Annotated in this window: 13 protein-coding genes; 11 read left to right on the forward strand and 2 right to left on the reverse strand. The window is 45.9% G+C overall.

The genetic code is table 11. The features are described from left to right. Positions 1-274 precede the first annotated feature (274 nt). From JGK36_RS21515 to JGK36_RS21530, 4 genes are all read left to right on the forward strand, one after another. Positions 275-979, forward strand: a complete 705-nt coding sequence (locus JGK36_RS21515) for a DUF547 domain-containing protein (protein WP_293197959.1) — start codon at positions 275-277, stop codon at positions 977-979. A gap of 341 nt (positions 980-1,320) precedes the next feature. After that, complete coding sequence (locus JGK36_RS21520; protein WP_293197957.1) at positions 1,321-2,721, forward strand: DUF2157 domain-containing protein; 1,401 nt, start codon at positions 1,321-1,323, stop codon at positions 2,719-2,721. A gap of 180 nt (positions 2,722-2,901) precedes the next feature. Then, a complete protein-coding gene (locus JGK36_RS21525) occupies positions 2,902-3,603 on the forward strand; it encodes a GDYXXLXY domain-containing protein (protein ID WP_293197955.1) in 702 nt (233 codons plus the stop codon). A 280-nt stretch (positions 3,604-3,883) separates the two neighbouring features. Beyond that, positions 3,884-5,014 (forward strand): hypothetical protein, encoded by a 1,131-nt coding sequence (locus tag JGK36_RS21530; protein WP_293197952.1) that lies wholly within the window; start codon positions 3,884-3,886, stop codon positions 5,012-5,014. Between the two features lie 227 nt (positions 5,015-5,241). On the opposite strand, the gene JGK36_RS21535 is transcribed toward JGK36_RS21530, so the two are convergent. After that, positions 5,242-5,883 (reverse strand): class I SAM-dependent methyltransferase, encoded by a 642-nt coding sequence (locus tag JGK36_RS21535; protein ID WP_293184054.1) that lies wholly within the window; start codon positions 5,881-5,883, stop codon positions 5,242-5,244. A gap of 100 nt (positions 5,884-5,983) precedes the next feature. Here JGK36_RS21535 and hemH point away from each other — a divergent pair, with 100 nt between their 5' ends. Further along, on the forward strand, positions 5,984-7,147 hold the full coding sequence (gene hemH / locus JGK36_RS21540; RefSeq protein ID WP_293184056.1) for a ferrochelatase: 1,164 nt from the start codon (positions 5,984-5,986) through the stop codon (positions 7,145-7,147). Between the two features lie 425 nt (positions 7,148-7,572). On the opposite strand, the gene JGK36_RS21545 is transcribed toward hemH, so the two are convergent. Further along, entirely contained in the window at positions 7,573-8,184 is a 612-nt protein-coding gene (locus tag JGK36_RS21545; protein WP_293184070.1) for a DUF4126 domain-containing protein, read from the reverse strand. A gap of 480 nt (positions 8,185-8,664) precedes the next feature. Here JGK36_RS21545 and JGK36_RS21550 point away from each other — a divergent pair, with 480 nt between their 5' ends. From JGK36_RS21550 to JGK36_RS21575, 6 genes are all read left to right on the forward strand, one after another. Continuing rightward, positions 8,665-9,951 (forward strand): Glu/Leu/Phe/Val dehydrogenase, encoded by a 1,287-nt coding sequence (locus JGK36_RS21550; RefSeq protein WP_293184058.1) that lies wholly within the window; start codon positions 8,665-8,667, stop codon positions 9,949-9,951. Between the two features lie 397 nt (positions 9,952-10,348). Further along, positions 10,349-10,912: a COP23 domain-containing protein gene (locus JGK36_RS21555; protein WP_293184061.1), complete on the forward strand. Its 564-nt coding sequence runs from the start codon at positions 10,349-10,351 to the stop codon at positions 10,910-10,912. Positions 10,913-10,943: 31 nt separating this feature from the next. Then, entirely contained in the window at positions 10,944-11,729 is a 786-nt protein-coding gene (locus JGK36_RS21560; protein ID WP_293184063.1) for a serine protease, read from the forward strand. Between the two features lie 332 nt (positions 11,730-12,061). Then, positions 12,062-13,117 carry an RRXRR domain-containing protein gene (locus tag JGK36_RS21565; RefSeq protein WP_293184066.1) on the forward strand — a complete coding sequence of 352 codons (1,056 nt, stop codon included), beginning with the start codon at positions 12,062-12,064 and terminating at the stop codon, positions 13,115-13,117. Positions 13,118-13,143: 26 nt separating this feature from the next. Next, entirely contained in the window at positions 13,144-14,805 is a 1,662-nt protein-coding gene (locus JGK36_RS21570) for a trypsin-like peptidase domain-containing protein (protein WP_293184068.1), read from the forward strand. 92 nt (positions 14,806-14,897) lie between these two features. Next, positions 14,898-15,189: MerR family DNA-binding transcriptional regulator (locus JGK36_RS21575; RefSeq protein WP_293197949.1), on the forward strand; the 292-nt coding region annotated here is incomplete at its 3' end.

The raw sequence follows: 15,189 nt of genomic DNA on the forward strand, positions 1-15,189 counted from the left end.
ACAGTTGACAGTTGACCTGGGACAGTTGATAGTTGGAAAGCGACTTCTACCTAAAACGAAGAGGATTGGAGTAATGAATAGTTTGAGTTTAATTTCTCCCTCAAAGGGTTCCGGCTTTCAACCAATTCTTGCTGGTAAATCGATCTAATTAAACGTGAAATACGGATAGCTAAAAAGCTGGCTGTGTATCTCTTTTCCCTCCTTCTTACTTCTTACTTCTCCCTTCTCCCTTCTTCCTTCTTCCTTCTTCCTTCTTCTTTCTCCCTTCTACTTAATGATAAATTCGATCGACTTTTCGACTTGGGACGAGTTGCTAAAATGCTACGTTGACGATTTCGGCCGCGTCAATTACCGGCGCTGGAAAGCTGAAGGGGCGGAGGTTTTGAGCAATTGGCTGGGAACTTTGGCAGATGTAGATTTAGCTGCTATGACGGATGTGGATGCGCGGTTGGCGCTGTGGTTGAATGCGTACAATGCGATCGCAATTTCCCAAGTAATCGAAGTATACCCGATCGCGTCCATCCGTCCCAAAATTTTAGGAATCCCCAACTGGCTGGGTTTTCTGGAATTCTTCACCCGTTCAAATTCAATTATTGGCGGCAAAAAGTACAGCCTCAATCAAATCGAACACGCTATTTTGCGCCCGGAATTTGCCGAAGCGCGCATTCATTTTGCCTTAGTTTGCGCTTCCGTCGGATGTCCGTTGTTGCGCCGCGGCGCTTACTTCCCCGAGTCTGTGCGAACTCAACTGGAGACGGATGCGAATAGTTTTATCAAGAATCCCGATAAAGTGCGGTACGATGCTGGGAAAAAGACGCTTTATTTGAGCAAGATTTTTGAGTGGTACGGCGAGGATTTTGTCAAGAATGCGGGTTCGGTAGCTGCCTATGTGGGCGGTTATTTGGGCCCGGAGGTGGGTGTAAGCGATGAATGGGCGATCGTTTTTTTGCCCTATGATTGGAATTTAAATCAAGTTTAGAACCACCGCAGATGTAAAGCAGATGAACACGGATGAACGCAGATAATTTTAAGAGATTTTGCCTGATCTCTCGCTCTAGCAATACCTTTGAAAATCACTATAAACCAATCATATACTGGAATTGCAAAAATCGCCAACTATCTTGAAAATATCCGCGTTCATCCGTGTTTATCTGCCTTACATCTGCGGTTACTCTATCAATCAACAATTTAGGCAATTCAAGTTTACTGTCTTCAAACACTCCTGTGCAACTTCAGCAGGTGTCCCAACGTCCACTGACAATCGACCGACAAGTGACATTATTATAACAATCACAGTTAAAACACTCTGGAATATTGAAAATGATTTCAGATAAATTTCGGCGCGAGTTGCGCGCAGAAGCCAAACTCTGGGAAGCAGAAGGACTCATCGACAAATCTCTCTACCAACAACTTTCGGAACGATATCAATTTCACATTATCGAAACCAGTTCCCGCAACCAATTTCTGAGCATTCTCATCGGCTTGGGCAGCATACTTCTAGGTATAGGAGTCATCACCTTTGTAGCAGCAAACTGGCAAGTTTGGTCGCGCGAAGTGAGAGTTGCAATGCTGCTAAGCGTTTTCGTTGCAGTCAATGTGGCGGGTTTTTATTTGTGGCGCATTCCCCCTTCCCAAAACAAAAACTTAAATCCAAGTATTTTACCCGCAACAAAAGGGCGAAACAAACTTCTCGGTGAAGGATTGTTACTGTTAGGTGCTCTGATTTTAGGAGCAAATATGGCGCTGATGGCGCAAATGTTCCACATTGGCGGTTCTGCTTACGGACTTTATCTAGTCTGGGGAATCGGAGTGTTGGGAATGGCTTACAGTTTGCGGTTGACTTCGTTGGGTGTTTTGTCGGCACTTTTAATCGGTTTCGGCTATTGGCTGGCGGTGTTAGATTGGTCTTCTAAAGTTGAGTTTTCTTGGCTGGAAGTTTTGGTGCGACAAATGCCAATCGCTGCGAGTTTGATGTTTGTGCCGTTGGCTTATTGGTGTCGATCGCGTGTTATTTTTGCTATAGGTGCGATCGCCATAATTTTCTCATTACAAGTTTCTATTGCCCAAGCAGCAGATGGCGGCTGGGGTGCAGCAATATTTTGTGGTTTAGCGCCCGCTTTGCTGTGGGGATACGACGATGCGATGTGGCCGAAGTTGCACAGCAGACTGTTTCAACCTACCGCCCGCAGTTTAGCACTGCTGTACTTCGCCGGTCTGTTTTACTTTCTGTCTTTCCACTGGTTTTGGCAAGATTCGCCGACACCTAGACAAACCGGGCCTGATTGGGTTTTGTTGGCAAATGTCGCTGTTTTGGGTGGTTTAGCGGTGTTGGAGTGGCTGCATTTGGGACGTTTGGAGATGGGCCGCCGCACGCAAAAAGCAGTGAATTTGACTACAGGTGCGATCGCACTTTTCATTCTCGCCAGCGCTTTCATACCGTTTTTTCACCTGACTTTTACTCCAATTCCTCAATTAGCAACTTTTCTGTTTAATGTTTTATCATTTCTGCTCGCAGTCGGCTTAATCCGAGAAGGTTTAGCTTTAGGAAACCGTCAGAGTTTTTGGGGAGGAATGGTATTGATAACTTTGCAAATTATCAGTCGAGTCTTTGAATATAACACAGAATTGTTGCTCAAATCTTTTGTATTTGTATTGTGTGGAATTGGCGTAATTGCCGCTGGCTTGTGGTTCGAGAAACACTTCGCTAAAATCGATGATTAGAAGTCAGATAGTTGTTTCACTGCAATCCGATCTTCCTAGCCCCTCGATCGAAGCATGGTCGTTTTATTGTTATCCTAAAAATTAGGTACGTTGTTGGGCTTTAGCCCTCTTTGTCTATACGTCTCAAGGAGGCTCAAGCCCAACAACATACCAATTAATCACAAATTCCCAAATACTAATATGAATACCGAAAACTCAGAAACAACCAACACTTTAATTCAGTCCCCATCCTTCACCCTTCCCCCCACTGCAAAACGGCTTCCCACGTGGCGGCTGTGGATTCCATTGATTTTACAAATTGGACTAATTGCCGCAGTACCGGCTCCAGCAGTGTACACTTTTGTTACTGGCAAAACCGTTGTCTTGCAAACTGCACCAGTAGACCCCTACGACTTTTTGCGCGGATATTACCAAGTTTTGAGTTATGATATTTCCGATCGCACAAATCTCGAAAAGCTCCCCGGCTGGCAAGATTTACCAGGAAAACTAGAGAAAATACCTTGTCCGCGCGGAGTTGTTTGCGAAAAACAAATATACCGTGTCAACCAAAATATCAGTTTTTATGTAATCCTAGAAGCGCCAAAAGCCGCGACAAATTCTGTCCGCCCCCAACCTTGGAAACCGACGCGCGTCAGTCTGAAAAATCCCCCAAATTTGCCAGCCAATCAAATCGCCATTCAAGGCAAATATAACGATTCGCGCATGGAATATGGCTTGGAAACTTATTATATGCCCGAGAATGAAAGGGAAAAAGTCAATGACGAGATTAGCGAAGCTCAACGGAAGCAGCGGCAGTCTTTTGTCGTAGAAGTCAAGGTTGACAAAACAGGCCATGCTGTGCCTGTGAGTTTGTGGGTGCGCGATCGCAATTATCGATTTTAGCCGGTTTTGGCACAAGCACGCGCGACGTAGCTATCCCGTAGGGAATCTACCTTACAACCTGGCTTTGAGTGTTTTTGCTTAGATATGACTGGGTAGTGGGCTTCACGACTTTCAAGCCCAAATCCCGTAAAATCGACCTGTGCGAGACAATATCCGTTACAATTGGCGATCGGATGTGAATTCAATTGCCGACAACTCAAGAGAATCCATTAAGATATATAAGACTTGCACAAATCTTGCGAATTCAAGGTTGCAAGTTCAGACTCTACTGGAGCTTCTCATGTTAGCCGAGCTAATTTCTGCCAGACGAATACTCAAAGCCCAACTCCTCGACTTCTTAGGACTTCCCGACAATTCTCAAGACCAAACAGATCGCATCGTCAGCACAATTGTATCAGTGCTGGAAGCAAATGCAGCCGAACAAGAAAGATTTTGGGAGACCTTCAAAAGTGAATTAGCCGTCGATCCGGTAGAATTAGAAGCAATGCTCAAGTGTTCAGCAGCAGAACGCCAGCAATGGATCGAACAAGGCAGGCTCCCGATCCTAGAATACCGCTCTTTCCGCAAATCGGGAATTCATTTAGAATATCCCGTTCACGACAGAAGATTCATCTTAACTCTCACGCCAACTGACATTGATAACTGGCGCAAAGAACCCAAAGGACTGATTAAAAATCCTCGCCCAACAGCCGAGCCAATCAATACAGAAAACTCCGAACAAAACGAACAATCGCGAGGAGCTTTTAGTGCAGCGTGGGAAAAAATTATTTCCGACTGGAAAGAACAAGGTTCGGCGGAAATTTCAGCAACTTTCCAGTTAGCTTACTGGACAGTTTGGGCGTCGCGGTGGGCAAAAGAAAATCAGCTTAACAGCTTTAAAGCAATTAAATCTAACGAAGTCTACGAAATTTACGAAATTCACCAGCAAGAATGGTACGAGCGCAAAAATCAAGCAGTCAAATTACTGATTGAAATGCCCTATGCGATGCTTTACTTTTACCGTCCTCCCGGTGCTGACAAATTATATCTCGAACTGTGCGACGACCACCAAGACATGATGAAAGATGACTACTATTGGGATAAGTGGGATTTTTTCTATCAAAACCGGAAACTGGTAAATAAGTGTCGCGAATGCGTGTACTGTGAAACAAAGGATTATTATTCGCTTTACTACCTGGAAATTAAGAGCGATAAGTTTCCAGATTTTAGTTTTTCTTACCACACGCCGTACACAATCGGTCGCAAATTTTTGCCACATCCCGAAACGCTTCCTGCTGTAGACCACGTAGAACAAGATGGTATTTTTCGGTTTGGCCGCCCGCTACTAGAACAGGAGAAAGTTATTCACACAGAAAAGGATGTATTGCTTAAGTTTGAAGCAGCTTTGGCTGAAGCGAAAAAGTTTGTTTAGTCAACAGTCATGGACGCAAATGTCACATTAAATCCAGGTACGTAGTTGCGCTTGAGCGCTCTTTGATCTATATAAAGAAAGAGCGCCCAAGCGCAACTACGTACCTATTTTTGAACTTGCTCTTTCCTAGATATACAGAAAGAGCGCTCAAGCGCAACAACGTACCTATTTTTTAACTTGCTCTTGCTTATATATAAAAGAAAGAGCGCTCAAGCGCAACAACGTACCTATTTTTTAACTTGGATAACTTGAATGCTGCCGCCAGCATAAAGTTTAGGTTGTTCGCTTTCTTCTGAATTGTAGAGTTGAAATCCCACTTGGGCCAACAAACTCTCCAAGTCAGTTTCAATCAACTGCCAAGCAGTTTCAGTCTCAAACAACCACAAAAATACAGCCAACCCCGGCCACAATAGCAGATTTGTGGGCCGATGAAAATCTACCAAAGTGAATAGACCACCGGGCTTGAGCACGCGGTATACTTCTTGAAAAATTTGCCTCAACTGTAACGGCTGCATTTCGTGCATCGCAACGCTGCTGTGTACTAAATCAAAATGATTGTCGCCAAAAGGCATCGATTCGGCAAAAGCTTCTACATAATTGGCTGATGGCACATTTTTTCTTGCCCGTTGCAGCGATAATGGTGAAGCGTCAAGTCCTGTGACATCCTGGGAATATTGCACGAGAAATTGCGTAGTTTGACCGCTACCGCAACAAAGGTCTAAAACTTTAGTTTTCGCGCCCAGGGTCACATTTTCCAAGGCTAGCTGCCTAAAACGAGTTTCGCCACCTACGCTCAAAGCAGCCAGACGCGCGATCGCATCGTACAGCCACTGATACCTATAACTTAAATCTCTCAAAATTGTTGCCATATTCAAAATTATGTATATCTTGCTATCGACTTAAGATATTATTAAGTTATATGATAAAAATAACTAACAGAACTGAGACGATGGGAGAGGCGTAACCGCTATGGGCCGTGTAGGAGTATTACTATTAAACTTGGGCGGGCCCGATCAAATCGAGGATGTCCGTCCTTTCCTGTTCAACTTGTTCGCTGACCCGGAAATCATTCGCATTCCGTTTCCGTGGATGCAGAAACCGCTCGCCTGGTTGATTTCGACTCTGCGTTTTAAAAAATCCCAGGAAAACTACCGCCAAATCGGTGGCGGCTCTCCTTTGCGGCGGATTACCGAAGAACAAGGCTTGGCGCTGCAAGAACTTTTGCAGTCTAAGGGACAAGATGCCAAAGTATATGTGGGGATGCGTTACTGGCATCCTTTTACTGAAGAGGCGATCGCCAAAATTAAGCGCGATCGCATCGAACAATTGGCAATCTTGCCATTGTATCCTCAATTTTCGATCAGCACCAGCGGTTCTAGCTTCCGACAGCTAGAAGAAATGTGGAACCAAGATCCAGATCTCAACCAGATAGAATATACCGCGATTCCTTCTTGGTATCACCGACCAGGCTACCTTCAGGCAATGTCGGAATTGATCGCCCAAGAATTAGATAACAGTCCAAATCCCGATCGAGTTCACATCTTTTTCAGCGCCCACGGCGTCCCCCTCAGCTACGTAGAAGAGGCTGGAGACCCATATCAGCGGGAGATTCAAGATTGTACTCGTCTGATTATGGAACATTTGAATCGATCGAACGAACATACACTAGCTTACCAAAGTCGGGTTGGCCCGGTGGAATGGCTCAAGCCTTACACCGAAGAAGCGATTACCGAATTAGCAGAAAGTGGAGTTCAAGATTTGTTGGTAGTTCCAATTAGTTTTGTTTCCGAGCACATCGAGACTCTGCAAGAAATTGACATGGAGTATCGAGAATTAGCAGAAGAGTCGGGGATTGAAAATTTCTATCGAGTCCCTGCATTGAATACTCATCCGGTATTTATTGAAGCCTTGGCAGATTTAGTAATCGAGTCGATAGAATCTCCGAGCGTTAAATTTGCGGATGTGATACGCCCTTCCAAGAAAGTTAAAATGTACCCTCAAGAGCAGTGGGAGTGGGGTTTGACGACGGGGGCGGAAGTCTGGAACGGTCGTGTAGCAATGATTGGTTTTATAGCATTAGTGATCGAGTTAATTACGGGTCAAGGCCCGCTACACTCGATCGGCTTGCTTTAGATCTTTAGGTGCAGATTAAGCCTGCAATCCGAACCAACAGCAGACAAAGAATCTCAACATAAAACCCGCCCCGCGCATCTAAAAACCGCAAGAGGGCGGTTTTTGTATCGAGATTAAATTCATTGAATAAAAGGTACGTAGTTGCGCTTCAGCGCTCCGAAAGGTACGTAGTTGCGCTTCAGCGCTCCGAAAGGTACGTAGTTGCGCTTCAGCGCTCCGAAAGGTACGTAGTTGCGCTTCAGCGCTCTTGCTTTTATATAACGATCGCGAATTAAATAATTTACACAAAGAAAGTGGGATTGGCCAGAAGATCTCGTCCTTTCTGGACGGGCGGGACGCCCATCCCACAATAACAATAAAGATTGTAAGTTATTTAATTATCATTCCTAAGAAAGAGCGCTCAAGCGCAACTACGTACTTAAAAATTAATCTGGATTGCGCTTGTGGCGGCGGGGATTTCCCCCATCCCCCGGTACTCCCTGACTTCTGTACCAGCAATACCACTCCTTAGAACTGCGAATAGCCAACCACAGCAGCAGCATAGCAATTAACGCACCCTCTTTCGGGGCGTCAAAGGCAAACAAAACCAAGGAAATACACAGAACATCTTGCAGGAAAATCACCCAAATCGGTAAAATATGTAGTCGGTAAAGCCATCCTGCTTGTACCAGTTGCAGCACTAAAGCCAGCAAACCTCCGACAATACCAATGATGCACAGCATCCCAGGGTGAAGAATCATTTCGTCGATCGCACTTACCTGAGCGATCGCAATTCCCATAATTGCTCCTACAATAGGACTAAAAATAATTTGCACAACTTGCAGCACCCGCTGTCCGACAAAGGTTTTAGAAGCAAATACCTCCAACAGCGACCAACTCACCAAGATAGATATCACCACTTGGGGGTGAACGCGAGACAATAGAGGTATTTCTGACCAAAGTTTGTCAATCCGCAACAAACCAATCAACAGCAGGGGCAGGGCAATTCTCATACCCCCCGCCGCAGACGCAGAGAGCGCGGCTAGGAGTCCAACCATCATAATAATTTAGTTTATAGCGTTTGCTAAAGCGTCGATGATTTCAGAATATAATTCCCCTGGTGGCTGGCGGTGATTTGAGCGATCTCTCCTCAAATTGCTGCTTGAGCTTAAATATCACCCTCTATTTTAACTGTATCTGCTGAATTGCTGCTTGGGACTGCCAGATTGTCGATCGACTTGGGGGACAGAAGCCACTTATACAGTTATTGTAGAAGGTAGAAGGCAGTTATCCAGAATCAAACCGCGATCGTGATTAAATTAGAAAGTATCGAAAAACCAGCAGTTAAGCCAAAATAATTAAATTTAAAATACCACCTAACCCAGAGCTTTCCGGCAAATTATTCTCCTATCTTCCCTCTTTCTTCTTCCTTCTTCCTTCTTCATTGTTCCTTTTCCCGTCTTTCCTCTTCCTTCTAGCTTCTTCCTTCGGTCAACTGTCAACTGTCAACTGTCAACTGTCAACTGTCAACTATTCTTATGTCTGAATCATTATTTGCCGATGCCAGCCGCCGACTAGAACGAGCCTTAAAATATGTATCCCTTTCCGAGGATACTAGCGAGCGGCTCAAATATCCCAAATCCAGTTTAATCGTATCAATTCCCGTGCGGATGGATGATGGTTCCCTGCGAATTTTCCAAGGTTATCGAGTGCGCTACGACGATACCAGAGGCCCGTCGAAAGGAGGAGTGCGCTACCACCCGAAAGTATCCCTCGATGAAGTGCAATCACTGGCATTTTGGATGACATTTAAATGTGCAGTGCTCAACATACCCTTTGGAGGAGCCAAAGGCGGAATCACAGTCAATCCCAAAGAATTATCCAAACTCGAATTGGAAAGATTGAGTCGGGGTTACGTAGATGCGATCGCAGATTTTATCGGCCCAGATGTCGATATTCCCGCACCGGATGTCTACACCAATCCCATGATTATGGGTTGGATGATGGATCAGTACAATATTATTAAGCGGCAGCTCAGTCCGGCGGTTGTGACAGGTAAACCAGTGACAATCGGTGGCAGTTTAGGCAGAGATACCGCTACCGCCACCGGCGCTTTTTTTGTAATTCAAAATCTCCTACCCAAATTTAACCGAACTCCGTGGGAGACAACGGTAGCCGTCCAAGGTTTTGGTAATGCCGGAGCCGAATTAGCAGAATTGCTCTGGAAAGCAGGTTACAAAGTTGTGGCTGTCAGCGATTCCCAAGGGGGAATTCATGCGAAACAAGGGCTGGATATTCCCAGCATCCGCCGCTTCAAAGAAGCTAACAAAGGTATCAAAGCTATTTACTGCGAAGGTTCTGTCTGCAATATTGTCGAACACGAAATCTTGACAAACGAGCAGCTTTTAGCCTTAGATGTAGACGTGCTGGTTCCAGCAGCTTTGGAGAATCAAATCACTGCACAAAATGTCAATGATGTCAAGGCTAAGTTTATTTTTGAAGTAGCAAACGGGCCGATAGATTCTGCTGCTGATTTGATTTTGGAAGCGCGGGGAATTCAGGTGTTCCCGGATATTTTAGTCAATGCCGGGGGCGTGACGGTGAGTTATTTTGAGTGGGTGCAAAATCGCAGTGGGCTTTATTGGACGCTGGAGGAAGTCAATCAGCGGTTGCAGCACAAAATGGTTGAGGAAACTGAGGCAATTTGGACAAAATCTCAGGAATTGTCGGTTTGTATGAGAACTGCTGCTTACGTGTACGGTTTGCAACGACTCGGAGAAGCTATGAATGCGAAGGGAACGCGGGATTATTATCTAAACGGTTGACGGAATGCTGGGAAGTGCGATCGAACGAACAGGCTAGAAGCTTGTTCCACAACAACAGGCTAGAAGCTTGTTCCACAACAACAGGCTAGAAGCTTGTTCCACAACAACAGGCTAGAAGCTTGTTCCACAACAACAGGCTAGAAGCCTGTTCCACAAAAAAAAGATTGAATATGATTGTGGGGCGGGCTGCGGCGAGGCTCAGAACAGGTAGCAGCTAATTATCAAAAATTTGGTGGACGCAGATTGACTAATATTATTTGATAATGTAAAGTAAAATGTTAAGGGTCGCAAGATTTAAAAACTATGTGCGGCAAGGGGTCTCCTGTGAACTCGATCGAGTTTAACGGGAGAGAACGTAAAAAAAATTCCAATCATTAAAACTATATAGGCTACTCTAATGAGACAACCTTTATTTGGCAAGCTCGCTGCGGCAGCGATCGTTATAGGTACATCGGGTGTTTTTTCGCAGCCGAGCCAAGCTCAAACCAGAAATCAATTTTTCTGCGGGATTAGCGAAGGCAAACCAGCAACCATCGTCCGCACGGCCGCTAAAGGCCCCGTACCGCTGATAGTTTGGAACAATGAAGCTTTTTCCGGTTCAGGTTGGACTCCCAAACGGCGCTGCGAAGACGTATCGGCTAGATTTCAACGGTTTAACGATAACGGTCAACTCCGATTCATGAGAGCGGGGACTTTCAATGGTCAACAAGTATTGTGCGTCGATAGAGTCAGAGGTAGCGGGAACTGTTCGAGTGCTGAAGCAATAGTGCTGACAGTACCCCGGCCCAACAATGCCAACCAGATTCTCGAAGAAATGCTCAACACCCGCAACCGCGCCTCCAAGCAGCCGCTTTACCTGAGTGGGGAAAAGCAACTGGTAACATACGAAAATGGCTTTGCTAACGTCAATCTCAATCAATGGTTTGAAAACGAACTACCAGACAACGAGCGTTTGTGGTAAAAGTAGCAAAGAAACTGCGAGCTAAACAAACATGGATTGGCGTTCACTAATCTTGGCAACTTGTATCAGTGGCATCTCAATGATTTTGCCTGCACAACTTCCGCGTGCCAAAAATTTCTTAAAACAGATGCCAGTCGAAATGTCGCAACAGCAATTGCAGCAACAAGCTGAGTCTATCGCTGTTAGGGTGCGATCGTCTGGACAAGTTGCCGGAACGGGAATCGCCATTCGCAAGCAGGGTTCGCAGTACACCGTACTGACAAACGAACACGTCCTCAAAGCCGGCAAGGCTCCCTACCAAATCCAAACCCCAGATAATAAAATTTACCCTGCAATCTTCGTCAAAGACGCTAATTTTAAAGGCAATGATTTGGCGTTGTTGCGCTTTACTAGCAGCGTTGAATATACCACTGCTAAGCCGGGTGCCGTACCAAAAGTTGAGGATGCAGTATTTGCAGGTGGGTTTCCTTTGACAGAAGAAGGTCAAAAAGACCGAGGATTTGTCTTCAAAACTGGCAAAGTTTGGCGAGTGTTAGATAAAGCTTTGGAAGGTGGCTATCAAATTGGTTACACCAATGAGATTGAAAAAGGGATGAGCGGCGGGCCGCTGCTGAATGTTCGCGGCGAGGTGGTGGGGGTTAACGGCGTCCACGCTTACCCGCTGTGGGGAGACCCATACCAGTATAAAGATGGCACTGAACCGAATGCAGCGCTGCGAGAGCAGATGAGTAAGTACAGTTGGGGAATTCCGATCGACACTTTTAAGCAGCTAGCACCTTCAGGGCTGGAAATGACAACCAATTCTGTGAAAAAATAGGCGCGATTGAGTGTGCGATATTTCGTGCTTTGGCTTGGTGGCGATTTGAGCGATCGACAATATATACAAACCCGCCCTACTATTCCTTAAACTAAACTAAATAATTGGACAGTCACTAACCCCAGCTATCAAGGCGTGGGGCTTGAAAGAGGAAGACTCACCACCTTCTTGATTCAAGACTAAAACAGTGTCTAGCCTACGTCCTTAAAAGACAGACTGAACTGCCTGGGAGTGGTATCCTGCAAGACGTTAAGAATGCCTCTCTAGTTTTTAACCGCTCTGGCAGTCAGTGGCGAAGGGAAATATACACCTAGAAATAGGACTTACCGTAAATGTTTGTACCCGTTGTCAACAGTGAAAATAGACCGTTAATGCCGACTACCAACGCCCGTGCTAAGCGTTGGATCAAATCAGGCAAGGCAACACCATTCTGGAAAAAAGGAGTATTTTGCATCCGACTAAATGCAGAACCTTCAAATCACAACTATCAACCCATAGCGGTTGGCATCGATCCAGGCAGCAAGCGCGAAGGATTTACCGTTAAATCCAAATCGCATACTTACTTAAATATCCAAACTCATGCAATTGATTGGGTAAAAGACCGTGTAGAGGTCAGGCGCAATATGCGACGATCTCGTCGGTTTCGGAACACGCCGTGCCGCCAAAATAGAGCTAACAGGCTGGTTAACAAAAATCGTATCCCCCCATCCACGGCATCAAGATGGCAGTGGAAGTTAAGGATAGCTAACTGGTTGACATTGATGTTTCCGATATCGACATTTGTTGTAGAGGACATCAAGGCACAAAAGAGGAAAAACGGATCGCCCGTGTGGAATGTATCGTTTAGTCCTTTAGAAGTGGGCAAAAAGTGGTTTTACTGTGAGATTAGAAAGATTGCCCATCTTGAGATTAGATCGGGAAACGATACTTATGAGCTACGTCAAAGTTTAGGACTAAAAAAATCCAAACAGAAGCTATCGAAGAAGTTTGAGGCTCACTGCATTGATTCTTGGGTATTAGCTAATTGGTATACAGGGGGACACATTCAACCTGATAATACCAAGCTAATAGAAGTAATCTCTCTTGAGTTTCATCGCAGGCAACTCCATCGTTTGCAGCATTCTACAGGTCATATCCGCTCTCGGTACGGTGGCACTTTAAGTGCGGGGTTTAAGCGTGGTTCGATCGTTAAACATCCTAAATATGGGTTCTGTTATGTTGGCGGATGGCAAGAATCTCCTACAAAGAAAGAACCAGACCGAAAAACAATTAGCTTGCACGAGTTAAAAACTGGCAAGCGTCTAACTCAAAACGCATTACCCCCAGATTGTAAGTTTTTGGCTTACAACTCGTGGCGCATTGCAAACATTGTAAAGCCGTCCTTCTAGGACGGGGTTTCAAACCCATTTTTCTGATGACAAAATTTTATAGCAGAATTTCAACAACATTGGTAGGGGCGGTGGCGATCGTCGTCTCAGTGCAAATTCTGCCAGCACCAGCACTAGAACGAACCGAAATCGGGGAAATTGCTAAAAAATTTACAGTAATGATCGCTGGCGACTGTCAGGGATCGGGATCGATAATTGAGCGTCAAGGTGAAAATTATACTGTCCTCACAGCCAATCACGTCGTAGCAACTACTGGTGAATGCTTTATTCAAACTGGCGACGGTATGCGTTACAAAATCTACGAAGCGATAAACGTGCCGGGAACAGATTTAGCAGTGTTGCAGTTCCAAAGCAAAAATAACTACGGAGTCGCTCAAACTGCGACCTCTGCAAATTTGCAGCCTGGGTCAACAGTTTATGTAGCAGGCTATCCCAGTCCCGGACAATTTGATACCAAACGCGGCTACCGCTTTTACCCTGTCAACGTCAACGGTAGAGCCCCCGGCTCTCGTGAAGGTTACGAACTATCCTACGACGGCGCATCTCTCCCCGGTATGAGCGGCGGCCCGGTTCTCGACAGCAACGGCCGTGTGGTAGCAACTCACGGTAAAGCTGACGTGCGGCTTCAACAGGCTGTAGAGAATTACGGCGTTCCTTTTGAGATATTTCTGGCGAGACGGAACCAAATAAGGGGCGACGTGCGATCGACCTCAGCCCAGAATCCACCCGTGCAAATAGCACCGCCACCGCCGATAACGCCAGCACCAGCACCCGCACCAGCACCAGCACCCGCACCAGCACCCGCACCCGCACCCGCACCCGCAGCCCAGCCGCCGGAAGTACAACAGTCGCAGGCTTTAGTGCCAGCACCGGAACGCATCGCAGCGAGGGAAGCGCTATCACCTGCGGAGTCGGCAATTAGTGCGATGGTGCGCGGCCAGCAAACCTATGTGGTTCGCAACCACGATTTTCTCAATTCTGTGGGGTCGATCGCCAAAACCTTTAGTATTTTATTGCCACAGGATTACAACTTTGCAATTCGCACCACTACCAGAGGCGCTTTTCACTATGCAATACCGAAATCTGCGGATATGAAAGCTTATGTCGGAGCAATTTTCTTGGAAGAAAACGCCAGTTTAAAGAATCCGGTGACTATCTCCATTGTCTGCGAAGCCACCACACCAATCAATGTTCGCCCTTCCGATCCGACTTACGGCAGAAATAATTTAGTTTGCGGTGTGGGTACCCAACGCAAGACTGCTAGCAGTCTGCCGCAGCAAAACGTAGCAACCCAGACTGCACCTGCGACAAGGCCTGCACCTACTCCCGCAGCCAGAGTAAATCCACCTCAAACTAGAGCCGCAGGGCCGATCGGGTTTTTGAGTTTAGTGAATGTTTGCAATACTTACGACCTCAGCGGTCAAAGTCCTCACCAAGAAAGAGCTTTGGAGTGGTTGCAGGGCAGGATTCCCGCGCCAACCATGCAGAAATTTGCTGAAGAGTGGCGCACTCAATTGATAGCAAGAGTCGGTAACAGGCCGATTAATTTGGTCGATGTTTGCAAAGTGTACGATCGCGCCGGCCTCCACCCGCACCAAAATCGGGCTTTGGAATGGTTGCAGCAGCAAATTCCCAAGGAAACGCTAACAGATTTCGGCAAAAAGTGGCAAAATCAAGCCGGTTCGTAGGGGAGCATTCTCCTGTTGATTGATTTACTGAATTTTGCTGCAATTATCTGAATAATGTGTTAAACTAGCAGAATATTCAGCATTATTCACTTTTGGATAACTACTCAACCCCAAGGCAAGCAGCCGAACATTTTGGAGTTTGCCTACATACGCTCAGGCGATGGGAAAAGGATGGCATTATTACCGCCATTCGCACACCCTCCGGTCAACGACGATATTTGATTAATTCTTATGCCGGACTTAGCAAAACTAATCAAAGAACTATCCTCTACGCCAGAGTCTCCAGTCTGCATCAAAAAGCCGACCTTGACCGACAAATTGCAAAATTATTGGAACTCTATCCATCAGCCGAACTCATTACCGACATTGCCAGTGGGCTTAACT

The organism is Microcoleus sp. PH2017_35_SFW_U_B (genome assembly GCF_020737865.1).
Lineage (GTDB): Bacteria > Cyanobacteriota > Cyanobacteriia > Cyanobacteriales > Microcoleaceae > Microcoleus.